Raw genomic sequence first — 20,549 nt, forward strand, 5'->3', positions numbered from 1 at the left:
ATCCACTCGTGTTGGTTGAGATCTTGGTCGTGATCAATCAACAGGATACGCCACCCTTCCTACCTCCTCCCATACACCAGACTTGAGCTTAACTCCACTCACACCCATATCAATTTGAATATCGGGATATCGAGCATGGAACTCCGCCAAGGCAGGAATAAGGATCATGCGTGCAAAAGGGCTGGGCACATCCACTCTTATTCGCCCGCGGGGCAAAACGGATGCGTTGGATAGACTGGTTTCAGCATCATCCATATCAGCCAGAAGCTTAATAACACGCTCGTAATAGGCGGCGCCGTCAGCCGTTACGTTCACCTTGCGTGTAGTACGGTTGAGCAGCTTTACCCGTAGCCGTGCCTCTAACTGTTGCACAAGTTGCGTTACGCTGGTCTTACTCATATGGAGCGTATCGGCTGCCTTGGTAAAGCTGCCCGTCTCCACGACCCGCGCAAAGGCCTGCATTGCGTTAAATCGATCCATGGCTGCGCCAAACACCCGTGATTGTTTGAAATATACAAACAATGTTGATCAGAATTTGCCGTTTATCCACTACGAATGACGGCCTAAAGTGACTCCATCGTAAACAAAAGGTCAACTTCGACCTACTGATGGAGATAACCATGACTAAGCGTGACGTTGTTTTTCCCTCTGGCCGCCAGGCGCTTTATGAGCACAACGCCTATTCCGCCGCCGTTCGCTCCGGCGACTTTCTATTCGTATCGGGCCAGGTCGGCAGCCGTGAAGATGGCTCGCCCGAGCCGGATTTCGCCGCTCAGGTGCAGCTCGCCTTCGACAACCTACACAGCGTCCTTAAAGTGGCAGGCGCCAGCTTCGACGATATCGTTGATATGACAAGCTTCCATACTGATCCGGAAGCTCAATTTGCCACCGTCATGGAAGCCAAGGCGCGCGTATTTCCGGAGAAGCCCTATCCTAACTGGACAGCAGTCGGTGTGACTTGGCTGGCGGGATTTGATTTTGAAATCAAGGTTATTGCAAGACTGCCTGAGTAAACGAGGCAGCCATATCGTTCAGATATCTTCGATGAGGGAAAAATCTATTGGTAATCTAGCCTTCTGATGCGTCTACTTAGACCTCAATGTTTTTAATGATCCTGGCTGGATTACCGCCTACCACAACATTATCGGGGACATCTTTCGTAACCACGGCTCCCGAGGCAATGACAACGTTATGGCCCACGGTAACGCCTGGATTGACGATGGCACCGCCACCAATCCAGACATTATCACCAAAACAAATCGGTTTTGCATACTCTTTACCCGCGTTGCGTTCATGCGGATCAAGGGGGTGCGTGGCCGTGTAAATCTGTACATTCGGTCCCAACATGCAGTTATCGCCAAAGCGTATTTCGCAAACATCCAGCAGGGTGCAATCGAAGTTGGCGAAAAAGTTGTCGCCTACATGTAGGTTATACCCATAATCCACGCGTATGTTGGGTTCGACATAGAGATATTCTCCTGTCGATCCAAACAACGCTTTTAATGCTGTCAATCGCTGAGCGTCGGTTTCCAAACCTTGATTATATAGCCTCACTTTTCTCCTTGTTTCATCACGCTCTTTTAGCAAGACCGGATCAGCTGGGTTATACAGCTCGCCTGCTAGCATTTTGTCTTTTTCTGATCGCATGAGTTACCTTCCTTGATTGAACGCCAATGTTAATCAACCCACCAATAACAACAAAGGCCATTGGTGCCCGGGTGCTGGCATAGCCCGCCCATCCCAAGGCAGTTGTTACCCCGGCAGCGTGTCACGCAAGGCATCGCTACTTGCCCTCAGCAACCCAACGACCGATTCGACCTTGTCATCGGTTAACCGGGTGATCAATGCTGATACAGAAATAGCACCGCGCATAACGCCGTGGCGATCAAGCACCGGCAGTGCGATAGCGGCTACATCAGGGTCACGCTCCCCCTTCGAAAATGCATAGCCCTTAACGCGAATATCATCATAGAACGCACCCTCCTCACCGCTAAACGCCAGCAAAACACGCCCCGTCGCGCCGCGATCAATCGGTAACAACGCTCCCTCATCCAAATGATGGCGAGCAGGTTTTGGCGAGTTCAAGCGGTAAAGACACATTCGTTGGTTACCCAGGCGAATAAAGAACGAAGCTGTCTCCTGGGTCTGCTCCACAAGGTGGGCCAATTGAGGCCGAATAAGATCCCCCATATCTCCCGTATGCCGGAATAGGTTCCCCAACCGCCACAGGCTGGGGCCCAGGGCATAGGTACCGTCGCTCTCACGCACGATATAACCAAATCGTTCTAACGATCCGATCAGCCGGAGGATGGTGCTCTTATAAAGCCCTGTGCGCTCCGACAATGTGACCAGCGAGAGCGACCGCTCTTGATCCGAAAATGCTTCAAGGATCGATAGTGCACGCTCAACCGCTTCCACTCGATTTTGATTCTGTGCCAAACAACACCCCCCATGCGCCATTTTTGTTCTACTGTACAGAACGAATAGAAAATAAAATAGAACAAATTTGACATGACAAAAACGTTCTGTCATACAGAACAGCATTATGACTGACAGAACAAAAAGGAGCCAATATGACCCTCTCCACACATATAACACCGAGCAACGGTCATGTCTGAATTATTACAAGGAATTAGGGTGCTGGATCTGACGAATGTGCTGGCTGGCCCCTACTGCTGTTACCAACTGGTGCAGCAAGGCGCAGACGTTATCAAGGTGGAACAGCCAGGCACAGGAGATCTAGCCCGTCAGTTGGGTGCAGACCCGACGCTGAATGCGCAACTCATGGGAGTCTCTTTTCTCGCCCAGAATGCGGGCAAGCGCTCCATCGAGCTCAACTTAAAGTCCGAACAGGGTAAGCAAGCCTTTCACAAGCTGGTGCAAACTGCTGATGTACTGGTCGAGAACTTCCGCCCAGGTGTGATGGAACGTTTGGGGCTTGATCATGAGAGCCTGCAAGCGCTGAACCCACGGCTAATTTACTGCGCAATTTCAGGGTTTGGCCAAACCGGGCCGCTAGCGAACAACCCTGCCTACGACCAGATCATCCAGGGCCTTTCTGGGGTGATGAGCGTGACCGGTGATCAAACCTCTGCGCCATTACGCGTTGGTTACCCTGTGTGCGACACCATTGGGGGCATGACCGCCGCCTTCGCCATCTCCTCCGCCCTGGTCGGACGCCATAGAACCGGCCTTGGCGAAGTCATTGATGTCTCCATGCTGGAATCCATGATGGGCACCATGGGCTGGGTGGTTTCCAACTGGTTGACCTGCGGTATTGAGCCACAGCCGATGGGTAATCAGAACACCACCGCGGCGCCTTCGGGCACCTTTCGCACTGGCGATGGATTACTGAACATTGCGGCCAACAAACAGGAACAGTTTGAAATTCTGTGCCAATTGATTGACCGACCTGACCTGGTTTGCGACCCGCGCTTCCAACTTCGCGAAGAGCGTAAGCGCAATCGCGATGCGCTGACTGCCGAGCTTGAAACCGCCCTGCAACCGGCTTCAGCAGAGCAGTGGGCCAAAAGGATGAATGCCCGAGGCGTACCTGCCGGGGAAGTACTCACCGTTCCCCAGGCCCTTCGCCACCCCCAAGTGGAAGAGCGCAGCTTAACGCGCACCTTCCCTGGCGTGATTGGCCAGACAAACCTTTCGGTGGTGCGCTCCGGCTTTCGTCTTGGCAGCGGCGACCCCGAACCCAAAACGCCACCTCCCACGCTGGGTCAGGATACCGATGCGATTCTCGAAGAGCTTGGTTATGACCCAGTGGCTCGCGCCGCCTTCAATCCAACTCAATATAACAAAGAGATAAAAAGATGAACGACGAGAACCGACGTACCGCCGGTGAAGACTGGTGGTCTACCGATATCATCGAAATGCGCCCCGGTATGATCCGCTACCACGGCTATGCCATTGAGGATCTGATCGGCAAGGTCGGCTTTCCGGAAATGATTTGGCTGATGCTGCGTGGCGATCTACCCAATACCGCCCAGGCTTCGCTGTTAAGCACGGTACTGATGAGCGCAGTGGATCACGGGCCGCAAGCCCCGTCCATCGCCATTGCACGCATTGCGGCCACCTGCGGCGTAGGCATAAACAGCGCCATGGCCTCTGCTTCCAATGTGCTAGGCGATGTACATGGTGGCGCGGGCGAGCAGTGCGTAACGCTCTACAACGCTATTCAGGCACGCTGCGAGACGGGCGAGGAGATTACCGCTGCCACCCGCACCGAGCTTGCCAAACTTAAACAGCGTGGCGTGCGCTATATCCCTGGTTTTGGGCATCGCTTCCACCCTAAAGACCCCCGGGCACACAAGCTAATGGAAGTTCTACGCGCCACGAATGACGCCAGCATCAACACCCAGTTTGCCGATATTGCAGAAGAGGTGGAGCGCCAGATATCCGAGGGTCGCAGCCGCGGCATTCCCATGAATGTGGATGGGGCTACCGGGGCTATTTATGCGGCACTTGGCTTTCCGCCTGCGCTTTGCCGAGGCCTGTTTGTGCTGTCTCGCTCGGTGGGCATTATGAGCCATGCCTGGGAACAGATGCAGCGACCCGAGCGCAACAAAGGACCGCTTCCCCGCACCGAGACCTGGACCTACACCGGCCATGCCCCGCGTAGTGTTCAACCGGAAGGCGACCCATCATGAGTTATACGATTCTGGTGACGGCGCCACGCCTGGCGGATGCAGGTCGTGAGGTGCTGGAGCGCGCAGGTTGCCGCCTTCTCTACATTCCCAAAGGTGAAGAAGCGAGCCTGGGCCAGATGATGGCTAGCCAGCCGATTGATGGCGTCATCGCGCGCACATTGCCGCTGAGCAGAGACGCCATTGCCTCCTGCCAGGGACTACGCGTGATATCCCGGCATGGCGTTGGCCATGATGCAGTGGATATTCAAGCTGCGGCTGAGCTGGGCATTCCCGTGACCGTCGTAGGTGATACCAACGCGCAGTCAGTCGCGGAACTCGCCATTGGCCTGATGATCGCCCTGGCGCGCAATGTGTCCCATTCGGATCACCAGATCAGAAACGGTAAATGGCCACGGCAAAACCCAGGCCTACAGCTTTCTGGGCGCGTACTTGGGCTGGTGGGTTGCGGCACTATCGCCCGCCATGTGGCGCGTATTGCCAATGCCATTGGTATGCGCGTGGTAGCCCATGACCCGGCTCTTGAGACGATGCCCGAGGGTATTTCCAAGGCCGCTAGCCTGGATGAGCTGCTCGCCAGTAGCGATGTGCTCTCGCTGCACTGCCCACTGCTGCCTGCCACCCACAACCTGATTGATGCCGAAGCTCTCGCCAAGCTGCCAGCGGGCGCCATGGTGATCAATACCGCACGCGGTGGGTTGATTGATGAGGATGCCCTGGCCAACGCCATTACCGCGGGACATATAAAAGGTGCGGGCCTGGATACCCTTAGCAGTGAACCTCCGCCTGAAAACCACCGCCTGCTGCATCTACCTCAGGTGGTGCTTACACCCCATGTGGGAGGTAACAGCGACGCTGCCCTGGCGCTCACCGCCCGTGCCGCCGCCGAAAACGCTCTGGCCCTGCTTGCGGGTCAGCCCCCTGCGCATGGACGCATCGTCAACGCACATTTATTGGAGACAGCCAAATGAGTACCCCCCTTGATGCCGTTGCATGGCCTAGCGGCTTTTGCATTCACCCACACCAAACCACGCTAACAGCTGAGCTACTAAAGGCCTATCAGCATGTACCCGTTGCGCATGCCGGTGATGTCATGGGCCGCCATACCGGTGCTGTAGGTTTGCGTGCCTATCACAACGACCTGGGGCTCACTATGTGTGGAACGGCGATGACCGTTCGCACCCGCCCAGGCGACAACCTGATGGTCCATGTGGCTATGCAACGTGCCCAACCGGGCGACATCATTGTGATTGATGCCGGTGGCGATCTCTCTACCGCCGTCATCGGCGGGTTGATGCGCACCACCGCGGTGGCCCGCCAACTGGGTGGCTTTGTGATCGATGGCGCGCTGCGCGATGTTGCGGAATGGGCCGAAGGTATGTTGCCCGTTTATGCTCGTGGCCATGTCCACCGTGGCCCCAGTAAAGATGGCCCTGGCCAAATTAACATTCCCATCTCTTGTGCAGGCATGACCGTCATGCCCGGCGACTTGATCCTGGGTGATGCCGACGGCGTGATCGCCATTCCTGCCGGCGAGGCCGAGGCGATTCTGGCCCAGTGCCTCGCCCATGCAGACAAAGAAGCGCGCATACGTGCGCAGAATGAAACAGGTGAAGTCGATCGCGAGCGCTTCGACTCCATCCTGCGCAAGAAGGGTTGCCCGCTTTAACACTGAGATCAACCCACAACTACAAGCACTAAGCCAGTCTCAACAACAAACACTATGCCAGTCTTAATAACAAGCAATACAAAAGCATCAATAATAAGGAGCACACCATGAAAAACAACGTCTTAAAAACTATCGCCGGTGCCATGCTACTCGCCCTCCCGACAATTGGGATGGCCCAATCGTATCCGCAAGGGACAATTGAATTCATCGTTCCCTTCTCTGCGGGGGGCGGCACCGACTTCGCTTCTCGGGTGCTGACGGAGAGGGTCTCTGCTCAGCAGGGTTGGAACTTTGTGATTGAGAACCGTGGCGGCGCAGGAGGCAACATTGGCCTTTCTCAACTCACTCGGGCCAAAAATGATGGCCAGGTCCTGGCCATGGGTCAGACCTCTAACATGGCGATCAATCCCACCTTATACGCCAACATACCCTACGACTCGTTGAATGATTTCACCCCCATCGCACTCATCAGTTCACAACCCATGGTGGTCGCCGTTAACCCTACCTCATCCTACGGCGAATTTGAGGATTTAGTCACCGCCGCCAGAGAGAACCCAGGCAAGGTTTCCATGAGCACGCCTGGTTCTGGCACGGTGAGTCATCTGGCAATGGAAGTGTTTGGTGATCAAGCGGATGTAGAGTTTATGCACGTTCCTTACCCTGGCGCGGCCCAGGCGGTAACAGACGCCATCGGCGGGCATGTGGATTTTGTTGCAGCAAGCTTGCCTAGTGTGCTTTCCCACATCCGTTCAGGCTCTTTGAAAGCGCTGGCCGTTACCTCAACAGAGCGCAACCAAGCGCTGCCTGACGTACCTACCATTGCTGAACTGGGCTACGAGGGCTTTGAAGCCTCTGACTGGAAAGCCGTCGTGGGCCCTGCCGATCTGCCAGCCGATATCGTTGAGACACTTAACGTAGCCATCAATGAAGCGCTGCAGGATGAACGCCTGGTCGAGACCATTGTGAACGAAGGCAGCACTGTAGAGGGTGGCACTGCCGAGGAGTTTGCTGCCTACCTGCAAACGGAACATGAGCGCTGGGCTGAAGCCGTCGCCTCCTCAGGTGCAACAGTGGAGTGATCATTTAAGGCCGGGCATTGAGATGTTCGGCCTTATTGGAGACATCATCATGTTAAATCGCGACATCGTCGATATTGTCACGGGGATGGTACTCGCTGCCTTTGGTCTTATCATCGCAGCCTACGCCACTACTCACTATAACCTGGGATCGCTACAGCGCATGGGACCCGGCATGGTACCCATGGGCGTTGGTTCTCTTATTGCATTGCTGGGGCTAATGCTTGCCATTGGGGGCACGCTGCGTACACGGGTGGAAATGCCCACGATCGAATGGCGCCCCCTGCTTACCATTCTTGGGGGCCTGTTAGCCTTCTCGCTTGCCGTACCGCGCTTGGGCTTAGCCCCCGCCATTATTTTGTTAACGCTGATTAGCGCTCAGGCTGATAAGCAACTGCGTACCAAAACAGTCGTGGCACTGATGGTCTTTCTGGTGCTCGCGGCTATCTTGATCTTCCGCATGGCGCTTGGCATGAATATCCCGATCTTCAGGTGGGCTTTCTAATGGATTTCTTCAGCAATCTTGCGCTTGGTTTAACCACAGCGCTGTCGCTCAGTAACCTGTTCTACTGCTTTGTTGGTGTATTTCTGGGCACGCTGCTCGGCGTTATCCCTGGAATTGGGGTACTGGCTGCTATTTCCATGCTGTTTCCCCTGACCTTCCATATGGAAGCAACCTCAGCACTGATTATGCTGGCAGGGATCTGGTACGGCACCAGCTACGGCGGCAGTACCGCCTCAATCCTACTCAACGTGCCTGGCACCCCGGCTAATGCAGTGGTCTGCCTCGACGGCTACCCTATGGCGCAAAAGGGGCGTGGGGCGGTTGCGCTGTTTATGACCACCGTGGCGTCCTTTGTGGGCGGCTCTATTGGCATCGTTATTTTGACCTTGTTTGCGCCGGTGATTGCGCAATACGCACTAAGCATGGGCTCCGCCGAATACTTCTCACTGATGTTGCTAGGGCTAATCGCCGCCACAGGCATTGCCGACGGTTCAGCAGTCAAAGGGTTCATCATGGTGATGCTGGGTATCTTCCTCGGGAGTATCGGTACCGATGTGTACACTGGTGCTCAACGCTTTGCCTTTGGTATTCCCGAACTTAGCGATGGTATTAGCCTGGTGGCACTTGCCATGGGAGTATTCGGTGTCGCCGAGCTGATTATTAGCGTTGGCAGTGTCAAAGCCAATCGCTTCAAATCCTCTGACCTAACGCTACGGGCGATGAAGCCCACTCGCGATGATATGCGCCGCTCATGGAAGCCAATGCTGCGCGGGTCCAGTATTGGATCGTTTTTCGGTGCCTTACCGGGCACAGGCCCATCACTGGCCGCTTTTATTGCCTATGCGGTCGAAAAGCGCTCTGCCCGCGACCCCAGCCGTTTTGGTAAAGGTGCGATTGAGGGCATTATGGCGCCAGAATCGGCCAATAATGCCGCCGACCAAACCTCCTTTATCCCTACCTTGGCGCTCGGAATCCCCGGCAGCCCTACGATGGCATTAATGCTGGGAGCATTGATTATTCACGGTATTACGCCTGGGCCAGGTTTGATGACAGAGCAACCCAGCCTGTTCTGGGGGCTGATCATGAGCTTCTGGATCGGTAATGTGCTGCTGGTCATCCTCAACGTGCCATTAATTGGGCTATGGGTGCGCCTGCTTGCCGTTCCCTACCATCTGCTCTTCCCCAGTGTGTTGATGTTTATCTGCCTGGGCACCTATAGCGTCAATAACAGCGCCTTTGATGTGTTGCTGGTGATGATCTTCGGTGCCCTGGGGTTTGTAATGCGCAAGCTTGCCTTCCCCGCCGCACCACTCATACTGGGCTTTGTCCTAGGGCCGATGATGGAGGACCACTTCCGACGTGCAATGCTGCTCTCGTCGGGAGATTTCGCCACCTTTATTAACCGACCGATCAGCGCAACCATTCTTTCCATCGCCGCCGCTATCCTGCTTTGGAATTTCATCTCCACACTAAAAGCACGCAGGCGCCTCTCAGCTAGCTGATATCTTGCCCCGGCAGTGACACTTTCGGCTCACAATCAAAAGGATTTCAACTCAACATGCAAAGCGATCAGTCGCACGTATCAACTGATCGAGGATGCCGGGTTCGCTCCAGGCATGGCCTGCGCCTTCGATCAGATGAAACTCGGAGTCAGGCCATGCTTGATGCAGCGCCAGCGCATAACGAGCGGGGCATGGCATATCGTAGCGCCCATGGACAATGACCCCCGGAATGCCTTTTAGCCTTATGTTTTGTCATCGGTCTATCTTCACTCGTCACGCTTGCCGCTTACCCTAAAACCCTAGCAATCGCTTGCGTAAAGGCCGAATAGCCACCAACCCCAACACCACTAACGCCAGCCATTCTATCCATATGGGCAGCAATTCCTGCACCTGACTGGCTTGCTCTACGGGGTTCCAGCCGGTAATGCCCAGTACGATATCCAACAGCCAGCCCATCAGCACAGTGACCAACAGTACGCTAACCAAGTAGACCACTAACGCCTGACTTCCCAGTTCACGACGCAGAATAGCTAAGGTGGCCAGGCTGGTAATAGGCCCCGCCAACAGGAATACCAGTGCCATGCCCGGTGAAATGCCCGCCAACAGCAACCCCGCAGCTATAGGCGTTGCTGCTGCCGCACAAATGTATAAAGGAATACCTATAACGGCCATGAGCATCAGAGCGGCCAAACCACCTGAAAACCCCGCCATGGTATTGGGGGGCACCAGCGTGATCAGTACACCGGCCAATAACAGCCCGGCAAACATCCAGCCACTAATATCATCCAGCAGATCACTAAACGCATAGCGCAGCCCTGCTAAAGAGCGTTGCCACCCAGTTGATGGCGCTTTGCTGTGCTGCTTGTGATCACCGCAGCTTTTCGATTCACAGCAGCCACTAGACCCAGCAGCTACCGAAATAGACTGCTTGGTAAAACCCACTAATAAACCCGTCACAATCGCCGTGACCATGGCCCCTGCTACCCGCACCAGCGCCATTAATGGGCCAAGCAGCACGCTGGTTAACAATATTGAATCAACACCTACGCCAGGCGTGCTAATTAAAAACGCCGTGGTCGGCCCACGCCCGGCACCACCCCGGTGTAGCGCCAACGCAGTGGGAATAGCACCACAAGAACATAGCGGTAGCGGCATGCCAATCACGGCTGCCCGCGTAATGCTGCCTATGCCCTGCCCACCCATCCAGCGCTGAATTAATTGCTCCGGCATCCACGCCTTAATTAGCCCCGCCACCATCAACCCCAACAGCAACCAAGGGGCAGCCGTTAACGCAATGCTCAATAACTCCAGAACCAGTTTCATGGCCGTTACCTACTTGTTATCCAACTAAGTAACGACTAGCCTAAACCCTGTAACCGTTACAGGGTCAAGCCTATGAAACCCACCTACCGTATTGGTCAAGTAGCCACCCGCACCGGCTGCTCACCGGAAAGCATTCGTCACTATGAAAAGCTGGGATTACTGGTAGCGCCGCAGCGCGGGGAGCAAGGCTATCGACACTATGACCAAGCATCATTAGAGCGCATTGGTTTCATTCGCCATGGGCGTAGCCTGGGGTTAGATCTGCATAGCATTCAGGAACTGCTGGCGCTTTCAGACCACCCTGACACCGACTGCGCCGCCGCCGATGAGATCGCCAGCCGCCACCTAGAACATGTAGAAGAGCGCATTGCTGCTTTGCAGGTGCTTGCCAATGAACTACGCCAAGTGGTCCACCAATGCCGGGGCGGTAAAGCCGCCAACTGCAAAATTATTAAAGCGCTATATGACCACCAACCCACCTGCAGCATGCGAGGGTGCGGGGAAGAGAACTAGAGAAGTGTTAGCCCTTAGTCCTTTCGAATTTAAGGCCGCTGTCGACTACGGTTATATCATCCAAGCGAAACATCAGGAGTATCAGATGATCGAATCATTTGAAGAGCTCGAAGCGATCAGAAAGTCGTGCCATTCGATGGTAACAAGGAGCTCAAGCCTTTCTGCGGGCGCGGCTATTATTCCCATTCCGGGGGTGGATATTGGTTCCGATGTAGCCATTTTGATGCGTTTAATTCCTAAAATTAATGAAAAATTTGGTTTGTCACCTGAACAAATAGAAAGCCTTGATACCGAATCCAAGCTCTTTGTGATGACCGCCATTTCCAATACCGGAAGTAAAATGGCCGGGAAGTACATTACGAAGAAACTTATCGTAGCGCTGCTCAGTAAAATGGGTGTCAAGGTAGCCTCAAAAGGCGTTTCTAAATTCGTACCCTTTATAGGCAGCGCCGTAGCAGGCGGGATCAGCTTCAGCGCTATGAAGTACATGGGTAGCAGCCATGTTGAAGATTGCTACCAAGTTGCCGTAGCGACATTAGAAAATGAGCGACGCAAGCACGAAATCGTGATTGAGCCTGAGCTAGAAGTTGAAACGAAAGGTTCTCACCATAACCCCCGCGCTTACTGACCAACCCATTTAGCGTGTGATATTTGCTTTTAATAACTGTTATTACTCGTCCTGATATTCCAGCAGGAGAGACATGCACTTGTTACCTGCATTTAATGCTCCGCTCTCATCAGCGTCATGTGTTTGTTGAAACCTAACCTAAAGGTGGCTCAGAAAACTCTGCGAATTTGATAGCACACCGTAATAGACGACTAGTCTATTCAATCGTAAGCTGATGCCATTATGCTGTTCAGCCTTCATCGAACCCAGAAATATTCTTGAGGCAGGCTTGCAGGCAACCACTACACTTCTTTTGCTCACTATAAAGGATCGATAAATGAAAATTCTGCTCGTTGTTACCTCGCATGACCAACTCGGCGACACCGGCAAAAAGACCGGCTTCTGGCTCGAAGAGCTGGCCGCGCCTTACTACGCCTTTATCGATGCGGGTGCAGAACTGACGCTGGCCTCCCCCGCCGGTGGCCAGCCTCCGCTTGACCCAGCCAGCAGCGCGCCGGATGCCCAAACCGACGCCACCAAGCGCTTCGAGGCTGATACCGAAGCAATGCAAGTGCTGGCAACTACCCACAAGCTGGCCGATATCAATCTGGCTGACTTCGATGCCGTTTTCTATCCCGGCGGCCACGGCCCATTGTGGGATCTCGCCGAAGATCCGGCATCGATACGTCTTATCGAAGAAGCGATTGCTGCCAACAAGCCGGTAGCAACGGTATGTCACGCCCCCGGTGTGCTACGCCATGTGAAAGATAGCGATGGCAAGCCGCTGGTAGCAGGCCGAAAAGTAACCGGCTTTAGCAACAGTGAAGAAGACGCCGTCGGCCTTACCCAGGTGGTGCCGTTTCTGGTCGAAGATATGCTCAAAGACCATGGCGGCCAGTACACCAAGGGTGACGACTGGAGCTCCCATGTGGAAGTAGACGGCCTGCTGATCACCGGGCAGAATCCAGGTTCTTCTGAAGCGACCGCCCAGGCGTTGCTCAAACTGCTTTCTTAACCGCCAGAGAAGGAAATCTTAATGCCCGCTTATGTCGTACTGACCCGTGAACATACTCACGATACCCAGGAGATGGAGCGCTACAGCGCGAAAGCCAAAGCCGCTCGCGAAGGCCACGACCCACAACCGCTGGCCTTTTATGGTGACTTTGAAGTGCTCGAAGGCAGCGCTATGGAAGGTGCGGTAATCCTACGTTTCCCCGACATGGCCGCCGCTCGCGCCTGGTACCAAAGCCCCGCCTACCAGGAAGCCCGCAAGCACCGCTTCCAGGGCGCCGACTACCGGGTGTTTATTGTTGATGGGATTGAAGAAGCGTAAAAAAACCAAGCCCCCGTCTAATAAGGCGGGGCTACAACTTCGTTGCCGAGAAAACAATAGTCTATCCCTCTCCCAAATTATGACTTAGCGACAATACCAGCTTCTACAATCAAGCTTCTTTCAGCAGTATAAAATGCTCTATCAATCGGATCATTAGCGTTTTCTGTTCAGGCAGGCTTTCAGCCACTAACAACGCTAGTGCCACCAGGGTATTGTCGTTGATCAGTTGCTCAACGGGACGGGCCAGCAAAACTGCGTTGCGACGCAAGTACCATAGAAACAGAAACGAACCACAGCGCTTATTTCCATCGGCCAATGGATGGTTTTTAATCACAAAGTAAAGCAAGTGCGCTGCCCGGGTTGCCACATTGGGATAAAACAGTTCGTCGCCAAAACCTTGCTCGATGGTGGCAAGAGCTGAGGTCAAACCGTCGCCCCGCACCTGCCCAAACAGTTCGGTTGCCTCACCTTTGGCGATTAAGGTTTGCTTCAACTCACCAATGGCTTTCAGGGCTTCTTCCAACTCAAGTGAATGCATACCGGGCTGTTTAATGTTTAGCTCGGTCAATTGTTGCTCGTCGTAACCTTGCAGCAGGCTCCAGGAACGAGCGTAATCGCTAATCACACGAGCAACCGCTTCGCCTTCGGTTGATACGAGGCCTTGATTGGTCAGGGTACGGCTGAGTAGGCTCACCGCCTGTTCGAACTCAATACCACGCTCGGTTAGGCGGCGTTGGTTCAGGGTGTAACCTTTAATCAAATGGTCTTGAAGAACCTGAGTGGCCCATCTACGAAACTGGGTGGCACGCTTGGAACTGACCCGATACCCAACGGAAATAATAGCATCCAGATTGTAATGCTTGATGCTGCGTCGGACCTGCCGCTTACCCTCTTGGCGAACTACTAAGAAATTCTTAGTAGTTGCCTGCTCACTCAATTCCTCGTCTTTAAAAATATTCTGTAGGTGCATGAGAACGTTTTCGGACGTAGTTGCGAACAAGTCCCCCATCTGCGCCTGGCTCAACCAAACGGTCTCTTGCTCCAGCGTCACCTCAAGGTGTGCTTGCCCATCTTCGCTGGTGAATATCTGTATTTGCTGATCATTCATGAGTGTTGCCTCCCAGGTTTACATAAAGCGCCTTGCATCTCCAAAACAAGCATCTTCAAAACAAGCACCTCCCAAGCAAGCAGCACTCAATCCAGCAGTACTCATCCTTCCATACTAAAAGAGAGACTCAAGCGCGCCCGCCATTAGAGGTTAAGTAAACCTTAACATAATAACTGTTTATTCATACAGCAAAACATCATCATGGTTCTACCAAATAAATCTGCCTAGTAAAAGTGAGCGCTTCAACCTACAAAAGCCATCACCACCAGCACCATGGTCAGCAATAGCAGGTACACCCTGGCATGAATACGGTCAGGGATGCGCCCGATCCAGGTCGACGCCAGGCGGATACCGAACCATGAGCCCACTGCGAGTACCAGCAAGGCGCGCAGATCCACATAACCGGCATACCAGTCCCCTAACGCTGGGTGATTCGCCGATAGCAACACATACGTCGCGGTGCCACTGGCTGCCATGGGCAACGACAACGGATTGGCCATGGCAGTGGCTGCCGTCATACTTGCGCCTCTCCGGCGCATGAGCGGTACGGTCATCACGCTGCCACCCACGCCCAGCAAGGCGGCCACTGCACCAATCAATGTACCCGTCATCGCCGTTACCCCACGCCCCATAGGACGCACATCACTCCCCGCCTGATGCAGAAAACCGGGCCGCAGAACAGCATCCGCAATCGTGATGCCCAGATAGCCGATGAACGCCCAGCGCACCCACTCCCCGCTTAACGACACAGCCGCCGCCGCGCCAAGCACGGCGCCCATGGCGATATAGCCGACCAGCGGACGCACCAGGTGCCATTGCACGGTCTGCCGTTGGTGGTGGCGCCATGTTGAAAGGGAGGCAGCAAACACCATCAACGCCGTCGAAGTGGCCACCGCGATATGCATGGCCGCCTGACCGATACCACTATCCGGCCCATGGACGGCAATCAGCAGGGTATACAGCAAAGGAACCACCACAAACCCGCCACCGAAACCAAACAATACGGTGGTCACTCCCGCCAACCCGCCACAAAGAAGCAATACGCTATACACCGGCACTCTCCTGATGAAACCAAACAGCAGGCACTATATGCTGACGGAAGTTGGCCGACATTCGTCATTCGGACAACCATCAACGCGTTTCAGCCAGGTTAATGCTAATGCTAAATACGCCTCTTTCAGACGTGGATCATGTGGCAAGGCCCATAGTGGCCATCGGTACTGACTACCGCCTCGGCACCCTTCTCGACTTTCATACCCATCGCCGTGCCCAGTTTCTCTATGGCATGACCGGCGTGATGGAAGTCAATACGGATGATGGCACCTGGATGGTGCCGCCCTATAGCGGCGTCTGGCTACCTGCGGGCAAACGCCACCAAGTGCGCATGAACGGGGTGAGCACACGAAGCCTGTATATCGAGCCTCACGACGCGCCACGCACTTCGCGCAACTGCGAGGTGCTGGTCGTGACGCCTCTCCTGCATCACTTGCTGCTGGCTTCCGCCCACCTACCCGCACTCTATGAGGAAAACGGCCGCGACGGTGCCCTGGCCCAACTACTCCTATACGAACTGGAACAGGCTCAGGCCCTGCCACTGTTTGCGCCCCTGCCCCATGCCCCTCAACTCGCCAGCCTGTGCAGAGCGTTTCTCGGCCAGCCAAACATTCACACCCTTCCCGAGGAGTGGGCCAGACTGTTGCATTGCAGTCAGCGCACCTTCAATCGCCTGTTCCGTCAGCAGACCGGACTCTCCTTTGGCGTATGGCGCCAGCAAGCCTGCCTGATGGCGGCGATTCCCAAGCTGCTCTCCGGCAGTTCTGTGACCCGAACCGCGCTGGAACTCGGCTACGACAGCCCTGCCGCTTTCTCCAGCATGTTTCGCAAGGTGCTCGGCCAATCTCCCAGCGCTTTTGTTCGGGCGGCTCATCGCCCGCAAGATGAGTAACAAGCAGCAACCTTGCTAAAGCGCTGCTAGGCTAGAAAGGTATACGCAAACTACGCCGCTAAACTCAGGATGAGGAGGCCATGGTGAATACCCCGCAGCCCGAAACGCTCTATTTCGACAGCGATGAAACGAACGGTTTTCCCAACTCCCCACTGCCGGTGTTGATTTATCGTCGAGTCATCGACATCAGCGACGCAGAGAAAGCAGCTGAAAAGTTCGAAGCCATGTTTAATCGCCACGGTTGGATTCCTGCATGGCGCTATCACCTATATGACTTTGACCACTTTCACTCTACCGCGCATGAGGCCTTGGGCATTTTCCGTGGGCAGGCCCTGGCAAAGCTGGGAGGGCCAAACGGCAGTGACCTGATGCTTTACACAGGCGATGTGCTGGTGCTTCCAGCAGGGGTGGTGCATGCCAGCCTAGAGGCGAGCGATGACTTCTGCATGGTCGGCGCCTACCCACCGGGTCAACACCCAGAAATCGAGCGTGGCGACCCAGCACAGCTTGCGGCAGCACAAGCGCGGGTGGCTTCCGTGGTCATTCCAAAAGAAGCACCGGTAGGTGGCTCACTAACATCGCTATGGAGGCAAGGCTCTTAGAAGAGAACAAAGCTGTTCACACGACTAAATCGGCTCACATCTTGAGCCGATTATTCATATTATTCGGCTCAAGATTATTTTCTAGATTGAACTTAGTGAACAGATTACGGTGAGCAGTTCATTATAACGGCCTAATACGCACGCTCGCGTCTATTCGACATGCGCCTTCTTGGTAGGAATGAAGTGAAGTACACCTACAGCAACAGAGCCCACAAAAAAACCAATCACCGCAGAGCACAGCGTATTGAAACTCCACCCCAGCACGCTGCCTAATGCACCGGTTGCCTGGCTAATGCCTAGCTCAATATGATGCACCCACTCATAGGGCGCGTTAAACCAACCCGTACCATCAGCACTCAGATTGACCATTAGGATATGCCCACCCACCCAGAGCATGGCGACGGTTCCCACCACCGAGATGGTCGCTAGCACTTTGGGCATGGCCGTCACCAGCCCACGGCCCAGGGTTTGCATTCCCGAACTATCCCGCTGGGCGAGCTTCAGGCCGATATCATCCATCCTGACCAGCATCGCTACCACGCCATACACCAGAACAGTGATCACAAACGCGACCACCACCAGGCTCGCTAACTGAGACCAGAACCCTTGATGGGAAACCGTAGCCAGCGCGATCACCATGATTTCAGCAGACAGAATCAGGTCGGTGCGAATGGCACCACTCACGATCTGTTTCTCGGCTTCCGGCCCCTGCTCTACCGCAGGCTTTTCGTTATCGTGGCCCCCAGAGAGCTTATGCCAGACCTTCTCTGCGCCCTCAAAGGCTAGGTAGATGCCACCAATCATCAAGATGATCGGCAATAGCGACGGCAAAAAGTGATTCAGCAGCAGCGCCACTGGCAGGATAAAAATCAGCTTGTTGCGAATCGAGCCCAGCGCGATCTGCTTCACAATCGCCAGCTCGCGTTCCGCAGTCACGCCTTGCAAATACTGCGGGGTCACCGCCGTATCATCGACCACCACCCCGGCCGCCTTCGCCGTCGCACGCCCAGCAGCGGCACTCACATCATCCAATGATGCTGCGGCCAACTTCGCCAATGCGGCAATGTCATCCAGTAATCCAATCAAGCCGCCGATGGCCATGGATGCTTCCTCCGTGAATAACAGGTGCAGATAGTAGAGCACATAGCGGCTTGGGCGGATCGCCTCTTTTGCTTCAAGATTCCGACCTGCGCACCTTACCCCAGCAGCACTTTCAGCTCATGACGTTGTTCAGCATGTTTGGCCGCGTTTTCGTTTTTCAGTTTTTCCAGATTAACGAGCTTCCAACGCACAGCCGGCAGGCTCGCCGCCTGTGGGCGATCAATGGTATCAAAATCGGGCGTACCGTCATGCAGGCTCAGCAAGAATCGTTTGGTGTTCTCATCGAAACGTGACTGAATATCTGCAATCAAACGTTTACGTGTATGCAAGAGTTCTTCGAGGCTGACGAGAGTCCTGGTCATACCCTCAAATTCTTGGGCATAAGGCTTGTCAAGGTCGAGCAAATTAGGGCTCAGCAGTTCGTGTGCGGGGCGTGACGAACTCGCGATATAGATCAGAAAGGTTCGGAATAGATCTTCCGTTAGGCCCTCGTTATCGTAGAGCAGCTTCACATCAAAAAGATCGCGCGGATGCTGGCGATCTAATGCTGCGTGCAGTTTGCCGCCGAACAGATCTTCGAAAGAGACGATCTGCATGTCTGCATAACCGAACTCGTCTGCAACAACTTCGGAGACGGAGAGAGTTTCAGGATCGTGCACGACGCCACGTGTGACCGGCGAGGTTTCGATCTTGATCTCAGCGCCACCCATGCGAGTGAGAAGACGAGTGGCGCCACCGCCGCCGCCCTTTATACGTTGTGTTTTGGCACCAGCGATACTGCCTTCAATGGCAGCAGCAATGCGATCCATCGCGTCATTGATTTCGTAAAGACTGTCATTCCTATCTTTCACCGGCAGGTAGGTCAGGTCAATATCGACCGACAAACGCGGAAGGTCGCGATAGAACAGATTTATCGCTGTGCCTCCCTTCAGCGCGAATACATCTTCCTTCGCCACATGCGGGAGAATGCGCACAAGGAGTGCAACCTGCGCTTCATAGGTTTCACGCGCCATCATCTACCTCCGCCTTTACAAACGCTTCCGGCACCATGATGCGATAGCGCGGATGTATCTTGCCCCCTGTCACCAGTGCACGGTCGCCACTGCCAAGGTTGAACTCTGCAGGATCGAGGCGCTTGCGCCAGGGGTGGTCATGGCGATCCGCAAAGACAAAGAACAGCCGCTTGACCTTGATCTTCTTGCAACTGTGCAGCAACGCCGACAGTATTTTCGGCCGCAGTGTCGTCAAACTCTCGAACACCATATCAAGGTTATGAAAACTCTCATGATCGGGCAATTCATCCATGGCTTCCATAATCGCCCGTTCAGGTGCCGACATCTTCAGAGTCCAGTTCCATGGCAGCGTGTCTTCGTCGTTGATGTTGTTTTTGGCAAGCCCAACTGACGGGTCAGCGAACAGTGAGGTGTTGCGGGTCACGATGGGTGCGTTTAGTGGCAGTTTGCTGAGCCAGTTGGGTGTGGCGTTACCATATACCCAGACAGGCGCACTGCTACCCAGCCGCAGATAGTGATCGTAGCCCTGTTGGGCAAGTGCCGTTGAACCACCGACATGGATGTCATAGCGCATAATATGCTGCATGGAGAGCAGGCAAGTTTTCCAATCGATTGCGCCCGATGTTGTTGCGTTCGGCGCAGGGCGTCGGAAGACGCCGCGGTTAACGCGCTCAAGCCAGCCGTTAACAACGTATTTCCGCGCAAGAAAACGGCTGACACCATGCCTTTCAAGCCATGGAGTATCGACCATGTACCCCGGCGGTATGGCTTTAAGCAATCTCTTTAGAATTGCTTCTTTATGTGTACTCATGGTTCACAAATTAGCACTTAACTAAAGAACCTGCCACACCCTCTTTGATATCATCAAATTTTGTGTACTTTTAGTTCACAAATAACCTATTTCTTAAAGAACCGCGGCAAGGTGAGTTGCCAGCTTAACCGCCGTTAAAATCAGCGCCCGCTTGTACCCTAGATACGACCGAACTCCGGGAGCGCAGGGCAAACACGCCTCCTGCAATAGCTCGATTTATGTCAGTTTGCGGAGGATATCAAATACGAGCGAGACAGCAGCAAGACAACACAGGAAGTGCCACCTACTTTGAATGTATGAATCTTTTGGAGATTGGCAATGGAACAACTAACAGGTGGCTGTCTCTGCGGTAAGATCCGAATCGTGGCCAATGGCGAGCCGCTGCGGGTAGGTGTTTGCCACTGTATGGATTGTCGTAAGCATCATGGGGCACTTTTCTACGCGGCGGCGGATTACCCCAAGCAAGCTGCTTATTATCGAAGGCGAACCGCACAGTTGTAAGGGGCGCTACTTCTGTTCGGCATGCGGTTCATCGGTTTTTTCGGTAAGCAAGGAAGAAATCGAAATACACCTTGGCGCCCTTGATTCACCCAATCAATTGAAACCGACGTATGAGCTTTGGAACATTAGCCGCGAGCACTGGCTACCGCCCTTCCCTGACGTAGAGCAATATGATCGGGATCGAGAAGTTTGAGCGCGTTTTTAACGCTGCGATACGTTGGCCTACTGCTACCGCTAGCCAAACCAAATCATGTGCCGAGTATCGGCATCAAAACGAGCCTGCTA

26 protein-coding genes are annotated in these 20,549 nt (G+C 54.3%); 16 read left to right on the plus strand and 10 right to left on the minus strand.

Features of this window, described 5'->3' with window-relative positions:
• Positions 1–33: 33 nt before the first annotated feature.
• Positions 34–480 (minus strand): LysR family transcriptional regulator, encoded by a 447-nt coding sequence (locus tag ACQKE4_RS17645; protein WP_427389597.1) that lies wholly within the window; start codon positions 478–480, stop codon positions 34–36.
• A gap of 140 nt (positions 481–620) precedes the next feature.
• On the opposite strand from ACQKE4_RS17645, the gene ACQKE4_RS17650 reads away from it, so the two are divergent.
• Positions 621–1,013 (plus strand): RidA family protein, encoded by a 393-nt coding sequence (locus ACQKE4_RS17650; protein ID WP_427389598.1) that lies wholly within the window; start codon positions 621–623, stop codon positions 1,011–1,013.
• Positions 1,014–1,089: 76 nt separating this feature from the next.
• On the opposite strand, the gene ACQKE4_RS17655 is transcribed toward ACQKE4_RS17650, so the two are convergent.
• Complete coding sequence (locus tag ACQKE4_RS17655; RefSeq protein WP_427389599.1) at positions 1,090–1,647, minus strand: sugar O-acetyltransferase; 558 nt, start codon at positions 1,645–1,647, stop codon at positions 1,090–1,092.
• A 105-nt stretch (positions 1,648–1,752) separates the two neighbouring features.
• Positions 1,753–2,439 carry an IclR family transcriptional regulator gene (locus tag ACQKE4_RS17660; RefSeq protein WP_427389600.1) on the minus strand — a complete coding sequence of 229 codons (687 nt, stop codon included), beginning with the start codon at positions 2,437–2,439 and terminating at the stop codon, positions 1,753–1,755.
• A 171-nt stretch (positions 2,440–2,610) separates the two neighbouring features.
• On the opposite strand from ACQKE4_RS17660, the gene ACQKE4_RS17665 reads away from it, so the two are divergent.
• The 7 genes from ACQKE4_RS17665 to ACQKE4_RS17695 all read left to right on the plus strand — a co-directional run bounded on the left by ACQKE4_RS17665 (position 2,611) and on the right by ACQKE4_RS17695 (position 9,407).
• Positions 2,611–3,825: a CaiB/BaiF CoA transferase family protein gene (locus ACQKE4_RS17665; protein ID WP_427389601.1), complete on the plus strand. Its 1,215-nt coding sequence runs from the start codon at positions 2,611–2,613 to the stop codon at positions 3,823–3,825.
• Complete coding sequence (locus ACQKE4_RS17670) at positions 3,822–4,658, plus strand: citryl-CoA lyase (protein WP_427389602.1); 837 nt, start codon at positions 3,822–3,824, stop codon at positions 4,656–4,658. The genes ACQKE4_RS17665 and ACQKE4_RS17670 overlap by 4 nt, the downstream gene beginning before the upstream one ends.
• Positions 4,655–5,626, plus strand: a complete 972-nt coding sequence (locus ACQKE4_RS17675; protein WP_427389603.1) for a hydroxyacid dehydrogenase — start codon at positions 4,655–4,657, stop codon at positions 5,624–5,626. The genes ACQKE4_RS17670 and ACQKE4_RS17675 overlap by 4 nt, the downstream gene beginning before the upstream one ends.
• Positions 5,623–6,324, plus strand: coding sequence for an RraA family protein (locus ACQKE4_RS17680; RefSeq protein ID WP_427389604.1), 702 nt, complete (start codon positions 5,623–5,625; stop codon positions 6,322–6,324). Before ACQKE4_RS17675 ends, ACQKE4_RS17680 begins: the two co-directional genes overlap by 4 nt.
• Before the next feature lie 107 nt (positions 6,325–6,431).
• Positions 6,432–7,403, plus strand: a complete 972-nt coding sequence (locus tag ACQKE4_RS17685; RefSeq protein ID WP_427389605.1) for a Bug family tripartite tricarboxylate transporter substrate binding protein — start codon at positions 6,432–6,434, stop codon at positions 7,401–7,403.
• Between the two features lie 49 nt (positions 7,404–7,452).
• Entirely contained in the window at positions 7,453–7,905 is a 453-nt protein-coding gene (locus ACQKE4_RS17690; protein ID WP_427389606.1) for a tripartite tricarboxylate transporter TctB family protein, read from the plus strand.
• On the plus strand, positions 7,905–9,407 hold the full coding sequence (locus ACQKE4_RS17695; RefSeq protein WP_427389607.1) for a tripartite tricarboxylate transporter permease: 1,503 nt from the start codon (positions 7,905–7,907) through the stop codon (positions 9,405–9,407). The genes ACQKE4_RS17690 and ACQKE4_RS17695 overlap by 1 nt, the downstream gene beginning before the upstream one ends.
• A gap of 51 nt (positions 9,408–9,458) precedes the next feature.
• Here ACQKE4_RS17695 and ACQKE4_RS17700 read toward each other — a convergent pair whose 3' ends face one another.
• Complete coding sequence (locus ACQKE4_RS17700) at positions 9,459–9,605, minus strand: hypothetical protein (RefSeq protein ID WP_427389608.1); 147 nt, start codon at positions 9,603–9,605, stop codon at positions 9,459–9,461.
• Between the two features lie 93 nt (positions 9,606–9,698).
• Positions 9,699–10,730 carry an SO_0444 family Cu/Zn efflux transporter gene (locus tag ACQKE4_RS17705; protein WP_427389609.1) on the minus strand — a complete coding sequence of 344 codons (1,032 nt, stop codon included), beginning with the start codon at positions 10,728–10,730 and terminating at the stop codon, positions 9,699–9,701.
• Between the two features lie 72 nt (positions 10,731–10,802).
• Here ACQKE4_RS17705 and ACQKE4_RS17710 point away from each other — a divergent pair, with 72 nt between their 5' ends.
• The 4 genes from ACQKE4_RS17710 (at position 10,803) to ACQKE4_RS17725 (ending at position 13,183) form a co-directional block, all read left to right on the plus strand.
• Positions 10,803–11,243: a MerR family transcriptional regulator gene (locus tag ACQKE4_RS17710; protein ID WP_290832975.1), complete on the plus strand. Its 441-nt coding sequence runs from the start codon at positions 10,803–10,805 to the stop codon at positions 11,241–11,243.
• Between the two features lie 85 nt (positions 11,244–11,328).
• Positions 11,329–11,871 (plus strand): hypothetical protein, encoded by a 543-nt coding sequence (locus ACQKE4_RS17715; RefSeq protein ID WP_427389610.1) that lies wholly within the window; start codon positions 11,329–11,331, stop codon positions 11,869–11,871.
• A gap of 316 nt (positions 11,872–12,187) precedes the next feature.
• On the plus strand, positions 12,188–12,865 hold the full coding sequence (locus tag ACQKE4_RS17720) for a type 1 glutamine amidotransferase domain-containing protein (protein WP_427389611.1): 678 nt from the start codon (positions 12,188–12,190) through the stop codon (positions 12,863–12,865).
• A gap of 21 nt (positions 12,866–12,886) precedes the next feature.
• Positions 12,887–13,183: a DUF1330 domain-containing protein gene (locus ACQKE4_RS17725; protein ID WP_427389612.1), complete on the plus strand. Its 297-nt coding sequence runs from the start codon at positions 12,887–12,889 to the stop codon at positions 13,181–13,183.
• Positions 13,184–13,292: 109 nt separating this feature from the next.
• On the opposite strand, the gene rhuM is transcribed toward ACQKE4_RS17725, so the two are convergent.
• Together rhuM and ACQKE4_RS17735 are read right to left on the minus strand one after the other, a co-directional pair.
• Entirely contained in the window at positions 13,293–14,291 is a 999-nt protein-coding gene (gene rhuM, locus ACQKE4_RS17730) for a virulence protein RhuM/Fic/DOC family protein (protein ID WP_290839902.1), read from the minus strand.
• Positions 14,292–14,533: 242 nt separating this feature from the next.
• Positions 14,534–15,343 (minus strand): sulfite exporter TauE/SafE family protein, encoded by an 810-nt coding sequence (locus ACQKE4_RS17735; protein ID WP_427389613.1) that lies wholly within the window; start codon positions 15,341–15,343, stop codon positions 14,534–14,536.
• Positions 15,344–15,450: 107 nt separating this feature from the next.
• Here ACQKE4_RS17735 and ACQKE4_RS17740 point away from each other — a divergent pair, with 107 nt between their 5' ends.
• Together ACQKE4_RS17740 and ACQKE4_RS17745 are read left to right on the plus strand one after the other, a co-directional pair.
• On the plus strand, positions 15,451–16,236 hold the full coding sequence (locus tag ACQKE4_RS17740; RefSeq protein ID WP_427389614.1) for an AraC family transcriptional regulator: 786 nt from the start codon (positions 15,451–15,453) through the stop codon (positions 16,234–16,236).
• Positions 16,237–16,316: 80 nt separating this feature from the next.
• On the plus strand, positions 16,317–16,838 hold the full coding sequence (locus ACQKE4_RS17745; protein WP_427389615.1) for a cupin: 522 nt from the start codon (positions 16,317–16,319) through the stop codon (positions 16,836–16,838).
• Positions 16,839–16,988: 150 nt separating this feature from the next.
• Here the strand turns inward: ACQKE4_RS17745 and ACQKE4_RS17750 are convergent, their stop codons facing one another.
• From ACQKE4_RS17750 to ACQKE4_RS17760, 3 genes are all read right to left on the minus strand, one after another.
• The gene (locus ACQKE4_RS17750; RefSeq protein ID WP_427389616.1) at positions 16,989–17,939 is read right to left on the minus strand and encodes a DUF808 domain-containing protein; all 951 of its coding nucleotides are present in this window, start codon (positions 17,937–17,939) and stop codon (positions 16,989–16,991) included.
• A gap of 95 nt (positions 17,940–18,034) precedes the next feature.
• Positions 18,035–18,955, minus strand: a complete 921-nt coding sequence (locus ACQKE4_RS17755; protein WP_427389617.1) for a nucleotidyl transferase AbiEii/AbiGii toxin family protein — start codon at positions 18,953–18,955, stop codon at positions 18,035–18,037.
• Complete coding sequence (locus tag ACQKE4_RS17760) at positions 18,942–19,763, minus strand: type IV toxin-antitoxin system AbiEi family antitoxin domain-containing protein (RefSeq protein ID WP_427389618.1); 822 nt, start codon at positions 19,761–19,763, stop codon at positions 18,942–18,944. Before ACQKE4_RS17760 ends, ACQKE4_RS17755 begins: the two co-directional genes overlap by 14 nt.
• 318 nt (positions 19,764–20,081) lie before the next feature.
• On the opposite strand from ACQKE4_RS17760, the gene ACQKE4_RS17765 reads away from it, so the two are divergent.
• Positions 20,082–20,264, plus strand: coding sequence for a GFA family protein (locus ACQKE4_RS17765; RefSeq protein WP_427389629.1), 183 nt, complete (start codon positions 20,082–20,084; stop codon positions 20,262–20,264).
• On the plus strand, positions 20,188–20,457 hold the full coding sequence (locus tag ACQKE4_RS17770; protein ID WP_427389619.1) for a GFA family protein: 270 nt from the start codon (positions 20,188–20,190) through the stop codon (positions 20,455–20,457). The genes ACQKE4_RS17765 and ACQKE4_RS17770 overlap by 77 nt, the downstream gene beginning before the upstream one ends.
• The last annotated feature ends 92 nt before the right edge of the window (positions 20,458–20,549 follow it).

The sequence above is a fragment of the Halomonas sp. NPDC076908 genome (assembly GCF_050269715.1).
In the GTDB taxonomy this organism is placed as follows: domain Bacteria; phylum Pseudomonadota; class Gammaproteobacteria; order Pseudomonadales; family Halomonadaceae; genus Vreelandella.